The organism is Bacillus sp. EAC, from assembly GCF_002156875.1.
Classification (GTDB): Bacteria; Bacillota; Bacilli; order Bacillales; family Bacillaceae_G; genus Gottfriedia.
Genome location: NZ_NCSY01000001.1, coordinates 112,672 through 127,408, shown reverse-complemented (window position 1 = coordinate 127,408; position 14,737 = coordinate 112,672). Strand labels below are relative to the sequence as shown.

Genomic DNA, 14,737 nt, shown 5'->3' with positions numbered 1-14,737 from the left:
TTTTATTTGGCTTTATATTTTTAACATAGTCTTTTATTTAAATATTTCTAAAGGACAAAAAGATAAACGCATAGGAAATGCGAAAGGGTTCCCAACATAATAAATACATGGAAGATCTCATGAAAGCCCCAATTTTTAAATGAAAGAAATTTAGGCTTTAAACCATAGATTACGCCACCAATTGTGTAAAATAACCCACCAACAATTAAAGTAGATAAACCTGTTAAACCAATTTCCTTTGAAAGAGGTGCAGATGCAATGACAATAACCCACCCTAAAGCGATATAAAGAGATGTTGAAAGCCATCGCGGACAATTAAACCAAATCATTTTAAACATGATGCCACATAGCGCAATAAATGTGACAATTGAAAAAATAATCCAACCTGTTTTTCCATTTAGGCTAATTAAACAAAAAGGAGTATATGTACCTGCAATTAAGACAAATATCATTGAATGATCTAATCGTCTCAAAAATGAAATTACTTTATCTTTTGCTAACACCATATGATAAGTCGTAGAAGCCAAATAGAGAAGTATCATACTAATTCCAAATACAATTACCGACGTTATATCCAGAATAGAAGAATCTAAATAGACCGTTTTAATGACCATTGCAATTAAGCCAATAAGGGATAAAACTGCACCGACAAGATGTGTTAACGTATTAATTGGTTCACGCATATAATTTTCCATTAAAATCTCCTCCGACTATGTTATGTAGTTTTGATAACTACATATAAAGTTATCATTAACAACATTATATAGTCAAGCGTTTGAATAAGCATTTTAAAAATGTTATAATAAAACACAATATTAAGTTAATTGAGGTTAGAAATGATAAATATAAAAGACTTACTTGAGAAGCTAGACTTAGAGAATAAAATAACATTAGAGGATATACCTGAAATCGATCTGTATATGGATCAAGTTATTCAATTATTTGATAATAAATTTGCTAAACGGAATTCGAATGAGAAAATCCTAACAAAAACAATGATAAATAATTATGCAAAGGCTAAGCTGCTTTTCCCTATTAAAAATAAAAAGTATTCAAAGAAACATATTATTTTAATTAGTCTCATTTACCATTTAAAAGGTGCACTTTCGATAAATGACATTAAAGACACTTTAAATAAATTAAATCTTAAAATACATGATGATGAAGATTTTGAATTAGATGAAATTTATAACAGTTTCTTAGCATTGAACAATTCAACTAAAGAAGAATTTAAGAAGGATGTTCGATCTAGAGTAGAAGATGTAAACTCACAATTAGAACAAATTGAACATGATGATTTGGAATATTTGGAGCAATTATTACTAATTTCATCATTTGTTAATATTAGTAATTTATATAAAAATGCTGCTGAAAATTTAGTAGCTGAATTAATTGCAAAAGGTTAATCGTAAAACCCATTAGATTAAAATCTAGTGGGTTTTATTTTTTCTATATTTAAATATCAAAATCTTGCTCTTTCATTTTATCAACAAGTCATTTGTTGCGATCAAGGTTATAATAATTTATATAGTTAAAATTTTACAAGAGGTGAACAATATGGTTCTTAACAATAATGAAGTAGTAAATTGGACACTTATAAATCATAATGAATGGAATATTTATATAGCTGCTACAAACAAAGGACTATGTTTTGTAGGATCGCAAAATGAGTCATTTGCTGAATTAGTAAAATGGGTAAACAAACATTTTCCAGGTAATGAACTTATTGAAGACCCTAATAAATTACAAACATACAAAAAAGAGTTAATCGAGTTCTTAAATGGCCAGAGAAAAAATTTTACACAACCACTAGTCTTTAAAGGCACATCTTTTCAACTAGATGTATGGAATGCATTATGCAACATTCCATATGGTGAAACAAAGTCATATTCAGATATTGCACATTTTATAAATAGACCAAAATCTGTTCGAGCGGTTGGAACAGCTATAGGTGCAAATCCAATTTTAATTGCAATTCCATGTCACCGAGTTATCGGTAAAAATGGTTCTTTAACTGGTTATCGTGGTGGCTTAGAAATGAAAGTTAATCTCTTGAAAATGGAGTCAATAATATAAAAAATTCTAATCTACTTCTACTTTTTGATAAGTATAACAATTTTTGGAGGACATTTAATGAAGAGTGAAATATATTATAAGAATCCAAAAACAATACTTAATAAAGCAACGGGTTTTCTATCTGGCTACACGCATTCTTTAAATCCATACACAGGATGCTCATTTGCATGCTCATATTGTTATGTTCGTCAAATGCCAGTTTCACTTTTTAGAAGTGGTGATTGGGGTGAATGGGTTGATATTAAAAAGAACGCAGCGGAACTTTTGCGAAATGAACTTCAAAAAGCAAAAAAGAAGGGGAAAGTAACGATCTTCATGTCCTCAAGTACTGATCCATATCAACCAATTGAATCAAAAGAAAGAGTAACTAGAAGTTTATTAGAATCAATGTTGGAAGTTCCACCCGACTTTTTATTTGTACAAACACGTAGCCCACTTGTTAAAAGAGATATCGACTTACTATCTCAATTTAATGATAAAGTTCGGGTAAGTATGACGATTGAAACAGATGAAGAAAATATTAGAAAATATTTCACGCCAGAGGCTCCTCCCATTCAAGCAAGATTAAAAACATTAGAAGTTTTAGCGGAGGCAGGAATACCTACCCAGGCGACTATTGCTCCACTTTTACCTAGTAGTAAAGATTTCCCAATAAAATTATCTACTGTTGTAAATAGAATTTGTATTGATGATTATTTTATGGGTGATGGGAGTGGTGGGAAAAGGACAACACGACTTGGCATCGCAACAAAATATGATGAATTAGGTTTAGAAGAAGGGTATAGTACTACCGCTTATAAAATAGTTTACGAGCGATTTAAACAATATTTTTCAGATAATCAGATTTATATTAGTCAAAAAGGATTCGAACCTTAACGAATATAGTATTGATCTTTTCTAAGTATTTTGGTTGGTAAGTCGAATAACGTAATAATCAATTAATAGAGCAAGTATTTAAACGATAAAATCTAAAAACGCAGGAATTTTTAGTCTCTGCGTTATTTTAATTGCATTTATTTTAATTCTATTTTTCTACATCAAAAAGAACTACATAGTACTTTTCATTGTTTTGTGCTTCACTTCCTATACCAAAAACGTAAACAATCACTTATTCGATGGCCCAAACCGTTTTCTTCTGATTTGTCTTACCAAGTAAAACTATCTTTTTTACATTAGGGAAATAATCTGTTATCAAAATGTTTTTCTCATTTATAGAGTTTCCAAATTGATTTACAGGTGCACTTCTAAACTTTAGATAGACAGTACGATTTTTATATTTGTAATCTACTCCACTGATCATTGAAGCACTATTTGGATTATCGGCTACTATATTTATTAAATAGTCAGATGCTTCAACGTGATGGATAGATAAAAAACTAATATTTTCCACAGTTCCTCTGATAAATATTTTATAAAAGCCAATTACAAGGATTACTATCAAAATCGAAAGAGTAAAAATTAATTTTTTTTTCATAATTTATTCCTTTCAAAACGATTAATGATAGATTCTATTTTTTTACATAAAAACCTTTTATTAAAACATAATAATTTGATATTTTAAATAGATAGACTATGAAATAAAAATCAATTCGCAAATGAGATGGGGAGATTAATTTTGGCTGAAATAAAAATAATGAGAAGTGATACGGATATTTTGAGAACGTTTAAAACTGTAAATCAATTACGTCCACATTTAAATCAAAACGATTATATCGAATTAATTAATCGTTTAATTCAAACAAATGGATACAATTTAGTTGCAGTAATTGAAAATGAAGAGGTAGCTGCTGTCGCTGGATATCATATAACTGAATCATTAGCATGGGGGAAATATTTTTACGTTGACGATTTAATTACGAATGAATTAAGCCGAAAAAAAGGCTATGCTCAACTTTTATGGGATTGGTTAATGCATGAAGCAAAAAAAAATGAGTGTGTTCAATTTCATTTAGACTCTGGAGTACATCGATTTGATGCACACCGTTTTTATCTTAAAAATGGATTAAATATTACTTGTCATCATTTTCAAATGGAAGTATAAAATTTTTTGAGATTCATTTTTAATTGTTTTTTGGCTGTGAAAACAGTCTTTTTTAATGTAGATGAGAAAAAAGTGTTTTTGAATTTAGTATGAACTTAAAGGAGTGATATACTATTTTCAAACAGTTTTAGGAGGCAATTTAGTAATGAAGGAAAAAAATTCAAAACGGCTAGCAAATATCTCACTTTTTGTTGCAACTTGTGGGTTTGTGGCAACAATGCCGTTCGATTCTAAAATTATTCAGATTTTATCTGGAGGGTTTGAGGCTGCTTTAGTAGGTGGTTTAGCAGACTGGTTTGCAGTAACTGCGATGTTTCGTCATCCACTTGGTTTACCGATCCCACATACTGCACTTTTACCAAAAAATAGAACAAAGATTACTGAAGGAATATTAAGTACATTAAACAATCAATGGTTAAGTAAACAAAGCTTGATTGAAAGAGTAGAAGAACGACAATGGCTTGAACAAGGTTTAAATAAATTTGAAAAATTGTTAGAAAATCCAGATACTAGAGCAAAAATCATCCAATCGATTCAACAATTTGGGGGAACGATAAAAAATGAGACAATTGAAAATTTCTTAAAGAATTCAATTCGACCAAGTATTGAATCAATTTCCTCTGAAAAATTAGTGACCAACGCAGTCGATACCGTCTTTGAGAATCACTGGGACTCTAAAACATATGAATTTTTACTTACGAAATTAGAGGATTATGTCCGTTTACCTCATATTAAAGAAATGATTGGAAGAGAGATCATCCAATTTATTGAAAGAAAATTTTTTATGGTAAAAGCTTTTCTTCCAATGATTGGTGAAGATAAAATAACCGAGTTTATCCACGGAGGATTACTAGACTTATTAACCGAATTAAAAGATCCAAATAGTGAAAGAAGAAACTTAATCCTATCGTTTATTCGAATAGAAGCAGAAAAGAATAAGTCGAATGACAATATTATACGTCAATTAGATGAGTGGAAGCTTAAAGGCTATGATTATATTGTTGAACAAGGGATCAATTGGTTTAAAAACAAGCTATCAGATGCAAATTTTATTTTTGAAAGTTTAACCAAGATTATCGTATTTATTAAGGAATCAGGCTGGATTGAAAAGTTAGAAATAAGTTTTAAGCAGATGCTAATTGATGCAATCGAAAAATATCATCATAAAATTGGAGATTTAGTTCGAATTAATATTGAAAAATTGTCTACTGAAGAAATAACCGATTTATTAGAAAACAAAATTGGGAAAGATATAACGTGGATTCGAGTAAACGGTGCTGTTTGTGGATTCCTAATTGGATTAATCTTAACATCACTTCAAATCGTATTTTCATAATCAAACATCAAATTATTTAAAAAAAACACTTTATTTAACTTTTTAGTTAATAAGGTGTTTTTTTATAAAGCGAGTAATTAAGTAGAAATAAAATGCATTTTTATGGAAACAAAAATTTTTTTCTTGTATTATAATAAAGTGTAAAAAATATTTTCCGAAAATAATTGAGCAGAATTATTTGAACTTAGATTATCTCGTTTTAAAGATATTGAACGTTTGAAAATATATTTTATTTACAGTATTTAAATGAGTTCGACATGAGGAGGTTTAGTTAATGGATTCTATGTCATTTGTATTGTTCGGAGCTACAGGTGATTTAGCAAAACGAAAAATTTATCCTGCTTTATATAATCTGTTTCTTGATCAAAAAATGCCTGAAGCGTTTTCTGTAATAGGCTTAGGTAGGAAAGAATTTTCAGACAGTGAGTTTCAATCACAAGTACAAAAATCTCTAACTACATTTTCTAGACGTGCGATTGAAAATGACAAGGTTGATGCATTTCTAAAATCAATCAGCTACCAACAGTTAGATATTACAAATAAAGAAGGTTATTTAGAGTTATTGAATCTTGTCAAAAGACGTGAAAGTGAATTAAGTATTCCAGAAAACAGACTGTTTTATTTATCAGTTGCTCCAGAATATTTCGATTTAATCGCGTCAAATATTAAAGAAAGTGGCTTAGGCTCGAATTCAGGCTGGAAAAGATTGATCATTGAAAAACCATTTGGTCGTGATTTAAAGACAGCTAGAGAATTAAATGAAAAACTAAGCAAATCTTTTAAAGAAGACGAAATTTATCGAATCGACCATTATCTTGGGAAGCCAATGGTACAAAACTTAGAAGCATTGGAATTTGCAAATCCTGTTTTACAAGCATTATGGAATAAGCAATATATTGCAAACGTGCAAATAACTGCAAGTGAGACAGTCGGTGTTGAAGAAAGAGCCGGATATTATGATAATGCTGGAGCAATTCGTGACATGTTTCAAAATCACATGCTGCAACTGTTAATGATGACAGCAATGCATTTATCAAATCGAAATACTGCAAATGATATTCGTGAAGAAAAGAAGAAAGTACTTGAATCACTTCGACCATTATCAAAGGATGAAGTCACTTCACATGTCGTACGGGCTCAGTATGGCTCAGGTGAATTAAATGGCAAAAAAGTCGTAGCTTATAGAAACGAACCAGGTATAGAGTTCTCTTCTAAAAATGATACGTATATTGCCGCAAGACTTTGGATTGAAAATGATTTCTGGAATGGTATTCCATTCTATATCCGTACTGGTAAACGGTTGAAAGAAAAATCTACTCGAATTGTTTTTGAGTTTAAAAACCCAATCCAATCCATTTCGAAAAATAATGCCAAAAGTAGTCCAAATCTATTAGTAATAGAAATTAACCCAACTGAACGTGTTTCTTTCTATTTAAATAGTAAAAATATAGATGGAAAAATTGAACCTGTAAAAGCAGAGTATTTCGTGGATAAAGACGATCAACCAGAAGCATATGAATTGCTAATAAATGATGCTTTACTTGGAGATGCTAAGTTTTTTGCACACTGGAATGAAGTTGAGCTAGCTTGGAAATGGGTTCAACCAATATTAGAGGCATTTGAAGAGAATCTTGTACCACTTCAATCTTATAAAGCAGGTTCTAATGGACCAGTTGCTTCCGATGAATTACTTAAAGAAAATGGATTTCATTGGTGGCTAGATAATGATATTTTGCCGTTATCAGAAGACACTAATAACAAAATGATTTTATAAAATTAAAAAGGAGTAATTTAACGATGAATACTGATATTTCAACATTATCGATTAATACAATTCGTACATTATCAATTGACGCTATTAACCAAGCAAATTCTGGTCATCCTGGCCTACCGATGGGTGCTGCACCAATGGCTTACGCTTTATGGGCTAATCACCTAAAACATAACCCTAAAAATTCAAAATGGTTTGATCGTGACCGCTTTGTGCTTTCTGCTGGTCATGGGTCAAGTATGTTATATAGTTTATTACACTTAGCAGGTTATGATGTAACGATCGAAGACCTAAAAGGGTTCCGTAAGTTAAATAGTAAAACACCAGGACATCCTGAATTTGGTCATACTGATGGAGTTGAAGCTACAACAGGGCCACTAGGACAAGGGGTCGCTACTGCAGTAGGTATGGCAATGGCAGAAGCGCATTTAGCTGCTAAATTTAACAAAAATGACCTTTCAATTATTGACCATTACACATATGCAATTGCAGGTGATGGCGATTTAATGGAAGGTGTTGCTTATGAAGCAATGTCACTTGCTGGTCATATGAAACTTGGCAAGTTAGTTGTTTTATATGATTCAAATGATATTTCTCTAGATGGAACATTAAATCTTTCCTACTCAGAAGATATGCAAAAGAGAGCTGAGTCTTTAAATTGGCAATATCTACGTGTTGAAGATGGAAACGACCATGTTGAGATTTCAAAAGCAATTGAACTTGCAAAACAAAATACAAGTCAACCAACTATTATCGAAATTAGAACAATTATTGGTTATGGTAGTCCTAAAGTTGCTGGTACAAACAAGGCACATGGTAATCCACTTGGACTTGATGAAGCAAAAGAAACAAAGAAAGCTTATGCTTGGAATTATGAAGAAGATTTCTTCGTACCAGAAGAAGTAAAAGCTCACTTTAATGCACTGCTTCAAAAAGGTAGCGATTTAGAGGTTAAATGGAATGATATGTTTACTAAATACCGTGATGACTATCCTGCTTTAGCTACAGAACTAGAAAAAGCAATTAAGGGTGAAGTTCTAATCGATTCAAACGATCTTTTAACTTTTGATTCTCAAAAAACAATTTCTACTCGAGTTGCAAGTGGTGAAGCAATTAATCACTATATAAAATTAGTCCCTGAAATTTTTGGAGGAAGTGCAGATCTTTCTCATTCAACAATGACAGATATTAAAGATGAAAGTAAGTTTGCAGTTGAATCGTATGCTGGACGTAACATTTATTTTGGCGTTCGTGAACATGCGATGGGAGCTGCAGCTAATGGAATGGCGCTTCATGGCGGTGTAAAACCTTTTGTTAGTACATTCTTTGTATTTAATGATTATTTACGTCCTGCAATTCGCTTAGCAGCATTACAAAAATTGCCTGTAACTTATGTATTTACTCATGATTCAATTGCAGTAGGTGAAGATGGACCAACACACGAGCCAGTTGAGCAATTAGTTGCACTAAGAGCAATACCAGGTCTTACAGTTATTCGTCCAGCAGATGCAAATGAAACAGCAAATGCATGGGCTTATGCATTACAAAATACAGAAGGACCTATTGCACTTGTGTTAAGCCGTCAAAATTTACCAGTATTCGAAGAGACTGCTAAAAATATTGAGAACCTTTCTAAAGGCGGATATATTTTAACGGAAACTAACGATCAGCCTGATTTAATTTTAATCGCGACTGGATCTGAAGTTTCATTAGCTGTTAACAGTAAATTAGAATTAGAAAAAGAAAACATTTCTGTAAGAATAGTTTCAATACCAAGTTGGGAATTATTTGATAAACAATCTGAAGAATATAAAGAATCTATTCTACCTTCAACTATTTCAAATCGTATTTCACTTGAAATGGGAATCTCACTTGGATGGGAGCGCTATGTAGGTTTCAAAGGCAAAAAAATCTCAATTGAAACATTCGGAGCTTCTGGAACAGGAAATGAAGTAATGGAATTATTTGGCTTCTCTACTGAAAATGTAGTTAAAGTAAGTAAAAATTTATTGAATTCTTAATTTAAAGCTGAGATTTAAAAAGTAATTTAATACTTTTATCATAAAAAACTTTACTTAGAGAAAAACATTAATATAACAATGGATGATTTGGGAGGATAAATGTATGAGAGTAGGATTAGTTGGTTTAGGTAAAATGGGATTAAATTTAGGTCAAAATTTAATGGACAATAATCATGAGGTAGTAGCATTTGACGTAAATCATAGTGCTGTTGAAGAAATGAGAAATCTTGGTGCTACAGGTACTTCAAGCTTAGAAGAACTTGTGAAAAATTTAGATACACCTAGAATTCTTTGGATAATGGTACCACATGCTGTCGTTGATTCAGTAATCAGTGAAGTAAAACCTTTCTTAACTGAAGGTGATATTATCATTGAAGCAGGAAACTCACACTACAAAGAATCAATCAGACGTTATAATGAGCTTAAAGAAAATGGAATTCAATTTATGGATGCAGGTACTTCTGGTGGAATGGAAGGCGCACGTCATGGGGCTTGTTACATGGTTGGTGGAGATCAAGAAGCTTGGGATATCGTTGAACCAATTTTTAAAGATACTTCAGTTGAAAATGGATTCTTATATGCAGGGAAAATTGGTAGTGGTCACTTCTTAAAAATGGTTCATAACGGAATTGAATATGGTATGATGGCTGCAATTGGTGAAGGATTCGAAGTACTAGAAAAAAGTGGTTTCGACTACGATTACGAAAAAGTAGCAAAAGTATGGAATAATGGTTCAGTAATTCGTTCATGGTTAATGGAATTAACAGAAAATGCATTCTCTAAAGATGCAAAACTTGATGAAATTAAAGGAATTATGCATTCATCAGGCGAAGGTAAATGGACAATCGAAACAGCATTAGACCTTCAAGCAGCAACACCAGTAATCGCTATGTCACTACTTATGCGTTACCGTTCTTTAGACAACGATACATTTACTGGTAAAGTTGTTGCAGCACTTCGTAACGAATTTGGTGGACATGCAGTTGAAAAGAAATAATTAAAGTATAAAATAGAAAATATATTTAATAATTGGAGGAAAACAATCATGAAATTTTTTATTGATACAGCAAATGTAGAGGATATTCAAAAAGCCTATAAATTGGGTGTATTATCTGGAGTTACGACAAATCCATCTTTAGTTGCTAAAGAAGGCGTGAAATTCGAAGATCGAATCGAAGAAATTTTAAAATTAGTTCCTGAAGTAGAATCAGTTTCTGCTGAAGTAACTCCAAATGCAATTTCAGCTGAAGAAATGATTTCTGAAGCTGATGAGTTAATTAAAATCAATGGTGGAGATAAAAACATCACAATTAAGTTACCTATGACACTTGCTGGCTTAGAAGCATGTCGTTACCTAACTAAAAAAGGTGTAAAAACGAATGTAACTTTAATCTTCACAGTTAACCAAGCACTTTTAGCTGCTAGAGCAGGTGCAACATATGTTTCTCCATTCTTAGGTCGCTTAGACGATATTTCTGAAGATGGTGTTCTATTAGTTGCTAAAATTGCTGAATTATTCCGAGTTCATAATTTAGATGCTCAAATTATTGCAGCTTCAGTACGTCATCCTGACCATGTTACACGTGTTGCATTAGCTGGAGCACATATCGCAACTATTCCTTATAGCGTTATTGAACAACTATCTAAGCACCCATTAACAGATCAAGGTATCGAAAAATTCGCTGCGGATTGGGCAAAAACATCTCTTTAATTTATAAACGCATACAAGATCATAGTTTCTAATTAACTTTGACATACAACAAACTAACAAAATAGAAATTTGATTTTGAACTAAAACCCCCAATTCTGTGATACTGTTTATACTGTAGCTAGGAATTGGGGGTTTTTAAATTAGGCTCATTTCTAAAATATTGTTGTTTTAATAAAAACTGTAAATAAAGAAGATGATGAACGGATATAGGAGACTCATGTGTGAGTAGAGGGACAGGTGAGACCCCTCAGTAGTCAAAAAAAGTAGGCGTGCTTAAACAACGCCGTCCTGACGTAACGCATTCATGACCCACATGTAGGACCAAGGAAACTAAATAGCACGCCCCACTAAAAAGCAGGCATCCTAAAGCGAAAATAGACGAATTACTTTTTTAATAGCTATAAGAATTATTTACATAGAAAAAGCATAAAAAGAGGAGGAAGTAAGATGAGTACAAAATCAACAAAATTGATTGGTTATGTTGGCACTTATACAAAAGCCGAAAGTAAAGGTATTTATCGTTTTATTCTGGATATTGAAAATGAAAGAATTACCGATGTTACAGCAGTTGCGACAATAGGTAACCCAACATATTTAGCAATTAGTAAAGATAATAAGAATCTTTATTCAGTCGTAAAAGATGGCGATCTTGGTGGAGTATCTGTTTACACTGTTAACGAAAATAATGGAGATTTAGAATTTGTAAATACCCAAGTATCAGAAGGTGCATCTCCATGTCATATAAGTGTAGATCATGTAAAACAACATGTAGTGAGCGCAAATTATCATAAAGGTACAATCGATTTATATACAATTAATTCAACTGATGAAAGTGTAAGCGCAGCAGTCTCTACAATTCAACATGTAGGTGCTGGCCCAAATAAAGATAGACAAGAAAAACCACATACTCATTTTGCTGGCTATACACCTGATGAAAAGTATGTGGTTGCAGTTGACTTAGGCATCGATCAACTTATTACGTATAAAATTGAAAATAATGCATTAATTGAAGTGTCTAGCTTAACATTAAAAGCAGGAAATGGCCCGAGACATATTACATTCCATCCAAATGGACAATTTGCTTATATTATGACTGAGTTAAGCTCAGAAGTTATCGCACTTAAATATAATAGTGAAGACGGAAGTTTCAAGGAGCTTCAATATATCTCAACAATACCGAATGATTTTACAGAAAATAATCAAGGAAGTGCTATTCATATTTCTAATGATGGTCAGCATGTATATGCTGGAAATCGAGGTCATAATAGTATAGCTGTATTTAATGTTAATCAAGATACTGGAGAACTTAAATTAGTTGAAATCAAGTCAAGTGAAGGAAATTGGCCAAGAGATTTCGTTCTTGATCCAACAGAAAATTATCTAATTGCTTCGAATGAAATGTCTGGTAATTTAGTTTTATTCGCAAGAAATAAAGCAACTGGAGAGCTTTCATTAATCCAATCAAATATCATTGTACCTGAAGCGGTATGTGTAAAATTTTTAAATGCTTAAAATTATAAAATAGGAGAATATGATGGATTTTAAAATTACTGAAACAGCAAAAAAAGAATTAAGTAAAATCGATAGCCAACTATTGCTACAATTAGAATTCGATAGAGGTAGTTGTGATGTCGTTAATAATATCTATGAAATAAAAGTCATAAATAATAGGGAATTCGGTCCAAATGAAAAGCTTATCAAGGGTGACGGATTCGATTTCCTTGTTAACAAAAATTTTGAAGATGTATATGAAAATCAATTAGTCATAGATTATGTGAACGGTTCATTTGTATTTAAAAACAAAAACCAGATTTTTAATAATAAAATAGGAATTACATATGTTAAATAAAACTAGAAGATGAACTTAATTATTCATCTTTTAAGGCTGTCGTAAAAGTCGACAGCCTTTTATTATTCTTTAATTTCGTAAACTTTGTTTCAATTAAAAAAGTACTTCGTCGATTTCCACTCTAGGTTGCTGTCCTTCCTTGGAGCGGATGCTAAGCCTCCTGGTTTTTTCTACAGTCTGAAAAGATGAACTTAATTGTTAATCTTTTTAATAATCATATTATGTAAACTAAAATGAGTATAAATTTAGGCTTTAGGTGTATTTTTTGACTAAAATCCATCAAAGTATTGACTATCATAATTTTCTAAATTACTATTATCTCGAAATCAAGATTTTTAGAGGGGGTGAAACTCTTTGAAACTAAATTATGAACCTAGTTTATCTATTCATTTGTATTCACAAATTAGTAAATCCAATCGAATATTAACTGATGCTGCAGTTGAAAATGTAAAATCATTTGGACTGAACTTAACTGAATTTGCAGTATTAGAATTACTTTTTCATAAAGGAGATCAGCCAATTCAACATATTGGTAAAAAAATATTAATCTCAAGTGGAAATATGACATATGTTTTAGACAAATTAGAATGTAAAAAAATGATAAAACGCTTACCTTGTCCAAAAGATAGAAGAGTCATTTATGCAGTTATTACCGAAGAAGGCAATGCACTCATCCAAAGTGTATTTCCTAAACACGAAGAAATGATTGAAGACTTATTTAGACATATTGAGAAAAATGAAAAAGAACTATTGATTTTTTTATTAAAAAAAGTGGGGCTTAGTTAACAAAATTTCTTTGCTCTATTCCTTTTTTATTTAACTCTGTTAAAAAAAGCTCGTTGATTTCTACTTCTGATTGCTCTCTTTCCTTAGTGAGTGTGCTGATTCTCTTAGGTTCTATAAACCTTGCGAGAGTCTGAACTGACCCGCAACTTCCGCAGAAGTCAAACAACAACTTCTAAATTTTTTCGATTGTGTTATTTATGTTGACCTTTATTAAAATTCCAATAATTTACTCTAACAGAGCCTTTTCATTTAGACTAATATTTAATCAACAATTGTGGAAAATTACTCTTTAAATTATTTAATTTTAGGTAGATTAAATACGAGAGGAATATAAATATGAGTGAGAAATTTAAGGATAAATGCATTGTAATTACAGGTGGCGCTAATGGAATAGGTGAAAATATTGCATTTGCATTTGCTGATCAAGGAGCAATTGTTTGGATTGCAGATCTAGATGAAGAAAAAAGTTTATCTGTTAAAAACCAAATTGAAGCAAGTGGTGGAATAGCTTATTTTCATAAAACTAATGTTAGTAATGAAAAAAACATCATCGATCTATTTCAAAATGTGAAAGTAAAGTGTGGAAAATTAGATGTATTAATTAATAATGCTGGGATAGCTGTATTTAAGCCCTTATTAGAATTATCTACCTTAGAGTGGGAAAAAGTGATTCAAACAAATTTAAGTAGTGTATTCATCGCTTCTAGAGAAGCATCCAAAATCATGCCAGAAGGTGGAAGAATCATTAATATGGCTTCGACAAGAGCATTAATGTCTGAACCGAATTCTGAGGCCTACGCTGCCTCAAAAGGCGGTATTCTTTCACTGACACATGCATTGGCTGCTTCTTTACAATCAAAAGGAATAACTGTAAACAGTATTAGCCCAGGCTGGATTCAAACAAATAATTATGATGGATTAACAGAAAATGATCATAAACAGCACTGGTCAAATCGAGTAGGGCATCCTATTGATATATCAATGGCCTGTCTATATTTAGCAGATCCTGAGAATAATTTTATGAACGGTCAAAATATCATTGTAGACGGTGGGATGACGCGAAAAATGATTTATGAAGAATAGATATTTATTCTAAAAAAAGCTGAGTTTCAATTTTGGAACTCAGCTTTTCAAATCGATTTAAAA

15 protein-coding genes are annotated in these 14,737 nt (G+C 31.6%); 13 read left to right on the top strand and 2 right to left on the bottom strand.

Features of this window, described 5'->3' with window-relative positions; translation table 11 throughout:
* Positions 1-47: 47 nt before the first annotated feature.
* Entirely contained in the window at positions 48-695 is a 648-nt protein-coding gene (gene trhA / locus B7R65_RS00480) for a PAQR family membrane homeostasis protein TrhA (protein ID WP_088040707.1), read from the bottom strand.
* Between the two features lie 141 nt (positions 696-836).
* On the opposite strand from trhA, the gene B7R65_RS00475 reads away from it, so the two are divergent.
* The 3 genes from B7R65_RS00475 to B7R65_RS00465 all read left to right on the top strand — a co-directional run bounded on the left by B7R65_RS00475 (position 837) and on the right by B7R65_RS00465 (position 2,952).
* Entirely contained in the window at positions 837-1,406 is a 570-nt protein-coding gene (locus B7R65_RS00475) for a DUF1836 domain-containing protein (protein WP_088040705.1), read from the top strand.
* A 151-nt stretch (positions 1,407-1,557) separates the two neighbouring features.
* Positions 1,558-2,076, top strand: coding sequence for a methylated-DNA--[protein]-cysteine S-methyltransferase (locus B7R65_RS00470; RefSeq protein ID WP_088040703.1), 519 nt, complete (start codon positions 1,558-1,560; stop codon positions 2,074-2,076).
* Between the two features lie 57 nt (positions 2,077-2,133).
* Positions 2,134-2,952 (top strand): SPL family radical SAM protein, encoded by an 819-nt coding sequence (locus B7R65_RS00465; RefSeq protein WP_088040701.1) that lies wholly within the window; start codon positions 2,134-2,136, stop codon positions 2,950-2,952.
* A gap of 232 nt (positions 2,953-3,184) precedes the next feature.
* On the opposite strand, the gene B7R65_RS00460 is transcribed toward B7R65_RS00465, so the two are convergent.
* Complete coding sequence (locus B7R65_RS00460; RefSeq protein WP_088040699.1) at positions 3,185-3,550, bottom strand: hypothetical protein; 366 nt, start codon at positions 3,548-3,550, stop codon at positions 3,185-3,187.
* 141 nt (positions 3,551-3,691) lie between these two features.
* Here B7R65_RS00460 and B7R65_RS00455 point away from each other — a divergent pair, with 141 nt between their 5' ends.
* From B7R65_RS00455 to B7R65_RS00410, 10 genes are all read left to right on the top strand, one after another.
* Positions 3,692-4,117 (top strand): GNAT family N-acetyltransferase, encoded by a 426-nt coding sequence (locus B7R65_RS00455; protein ID WP_256941101.1) that lies wholly within the window; start codon positions 3,692-3,694, stop codon positions 4,115-4,117.
* 145 nt (positions 4,118-4,262) lie between these two features.
* On the top strand, positions 4,263-5,453 hold the full coding sequence (locus tag B7R65_RS00450; protein ID WP_088040697.1) for a DUF445 domain-containing protein: 1,191 nt from the start codon (positions 4,263-4,265) through the stop codon (positions 5,451-5,453).
* Between the two features lie 274 nt (positions 5,454-5,727).
* The gene (gene zwf, locus B7R65_RS00445) at positions 5,728-7,227 is read left to right on the top strand and encodes a glucose-6-phosphate dehydrogenase (protein ID WP_088040695.1); all 1,500 of its coding nucleotides are present in this window, start codon (positions 5,728-5,730) and stop codon (positions 7,225-7,227) included.
* Positions 7,228-7,250: 23 nt separating this feature from the next.
* Complete coding sequence (gene tkt, locus B7R65_RS00440; protein WP_088040693.1) at positions 7,251-9,245, top strand: transketolase; 1,995 nt, start codon at positions 7,251-7,253, stop codon at positions 9,243-9,245.
* 103 nt (positions 9,246-9,348) lie between these two features.
* The gene (gnd, locus tag B7R65_RS00435; protein ID WP_088040692.1) at positions 9,349-10,242 is read left to right on the top strand and encodes a phosphogluconate dehydrogenase (NAD(+)-dependent, decarboxylating); all 894 of its coding nucleotides are present in this window, start codon (positions 9,349-9,351) and stop codon (positions 10,240-10,242) included.
* A gap of 48 nt (positions 10,243-10,290) precedes the next feature.
* Entirely contained in the window at positions 10,291-10,956 is a 666-nt protein-coding gene (gene fsa, locus B7R65_RS00430; RefSeq protein ID WP_088040691.1) for a fructose-6-phosphate aldolase, read from the top strand.
* A 447-nt stretch (positions 10,957-11,403) separates the two neighbouring features.
* Positions 11,404-12,468, top strand: a complete 1,065-nt coding sequence (locus B7R65_RS00425) for a lactonase family protein (RefSeq protein ID WP_088040690.1) — start codon at positions 11,404-11,406, stop codon at positions 12,466-12,468.
* A 22-nt stretch (positions 12,469-12,490) separates the two neighbouring features.
* Complete coding sequence (locus B7R65_RS00420; protein ID WP_179194718.1) at positions 12,491-12,805, top strand: iron-sulfur cluster biosynthesis family protein; 315 nt, start codon at positions 12,491-12,493, stop codon at positions 12,803-12,805.
* A gap of 354 nt (positions 12,806-13,159) precedes the next feature.
* Positions 13,160-13,591: a MarR family winged helix-turn-helix transcriptional regulator gene (locus B7R65_RS00415; RefSeq protein ID WP_088040688.1), complete on the top strand. Its 432-nt coding sequence runs from the start codon at positions 13,160-13,162 to the stop codon at positions 13,589-13,591.
* 336 nt (positions 13,592-13,927) lie between these two features.
* The gene (locus B7R65_RS00410; protein WP_088040687.1) at positions 13,928-14,674 is read left to right on the top strand and encodes an SDR family NAD(P)-dependent oxidoreductase; all 747 of its coding nucleotides are present in this window, start codon (positions 13,928-13,930) and stop codon (positions 14,672-14,674) included.
* The last annotated feature ends 63 nt before the right edge of the window (positions 14,675-14,737 follow it).

What these genes read in the sequence shown, in the direction of transcription:
- trhA (WP_088040707.1), bottom strand. Translation starts at nt 695, where the DNA reads ATGGAAAATTATATGCGTGAACCAATTAATACGTTAACACATCTTGTC.
- B7R65_RS00475 (WP_088040705.1), top strand. Translation starts at nt 837, where the DNA reads ATGATAAATATAAAAGACTTACTTGAGAAGCTAGACTTAGAGAATAAA.
- B7R65_RS00470 (WP_088040703.1), top strand. Translation starts at nt 1,558, where the DNA reads ATGGTTCTTAACAATAATGAAGTAGTAAATTGGACACTTATAAATCAT.
- B7R65_RS00465 (WP_088040701.1), top strand. Translation starts at nt 2,134, where the DNA reads ATGAAGAGTGAAATATATTATAAGAATCCAAAAACAATACTTAATAAA.
- B7R65_RS00460 (WP_088040699.1), bottom strand. Translation starts at nt 3,550, where the DNA reads ATGAAAAAAAAATTAATTTTTACTCTTTCGATTTTGATAGTAATCCTT.
- B7R65_RS00450 (WP_088040697.1), top strand. Translation starts at nt 4,263, where the DNA reads ATGAAGGAAAAAAATTCAAAACGGCTAGCAAATATCTCACTTTTTGTT.
- zwf (WP_088040695.1), top strand. Translation starts at nt 5,728, where the DNA reads ATGGATTCTATGTCATTTGTATTGTTCGGAGCTACAGGTGATTTAGCA.
- tkt (WP_088040693.1), top strand. Translation starts at nt 7,251, where the DNA reads ATGAATACTGATATTTCAACATTATCGATTAATACAATTCGTACATTA.
- gnd (WP_088040692.1), top strand. Translation starts at nt 9,349, where the DNA reads ATGAGAGTAGGATTAGTTGGTTTAGGTAAAATGGGATTAAATTTAGGT.
- fsa (WP_088040691.1), top strand. Translation starts at nt 10,291, where the DNA reads ATGAAATTTTTTATTGATACAGCAAATGTAGAGGATATTCAAAAAGCC.
- B7R65_RS00425 (WP_088040690.1), top strand. Translation starts at nt 11,404, where the DNA reads ATGAGTACAAAATCAACAAAATTGATTGGTTATGTTGGCACTTATACA.
- B7R65_RS00420 (WP_179194718.1), top strand. Translation starts at nt 12,491, where the DNA reads ATGGATTTTAAAATTACTGAAACAGCAAAAAAAGAATTAAGTAAAATC.
- B7R65_RS00410 (WP_088040687.1), top strand. Translation starts at nt 13,928, where the DNA reads ATGAGTGAGAAATTTAAGGATAAATGCATTGTAATTACAGGTGGCGCT.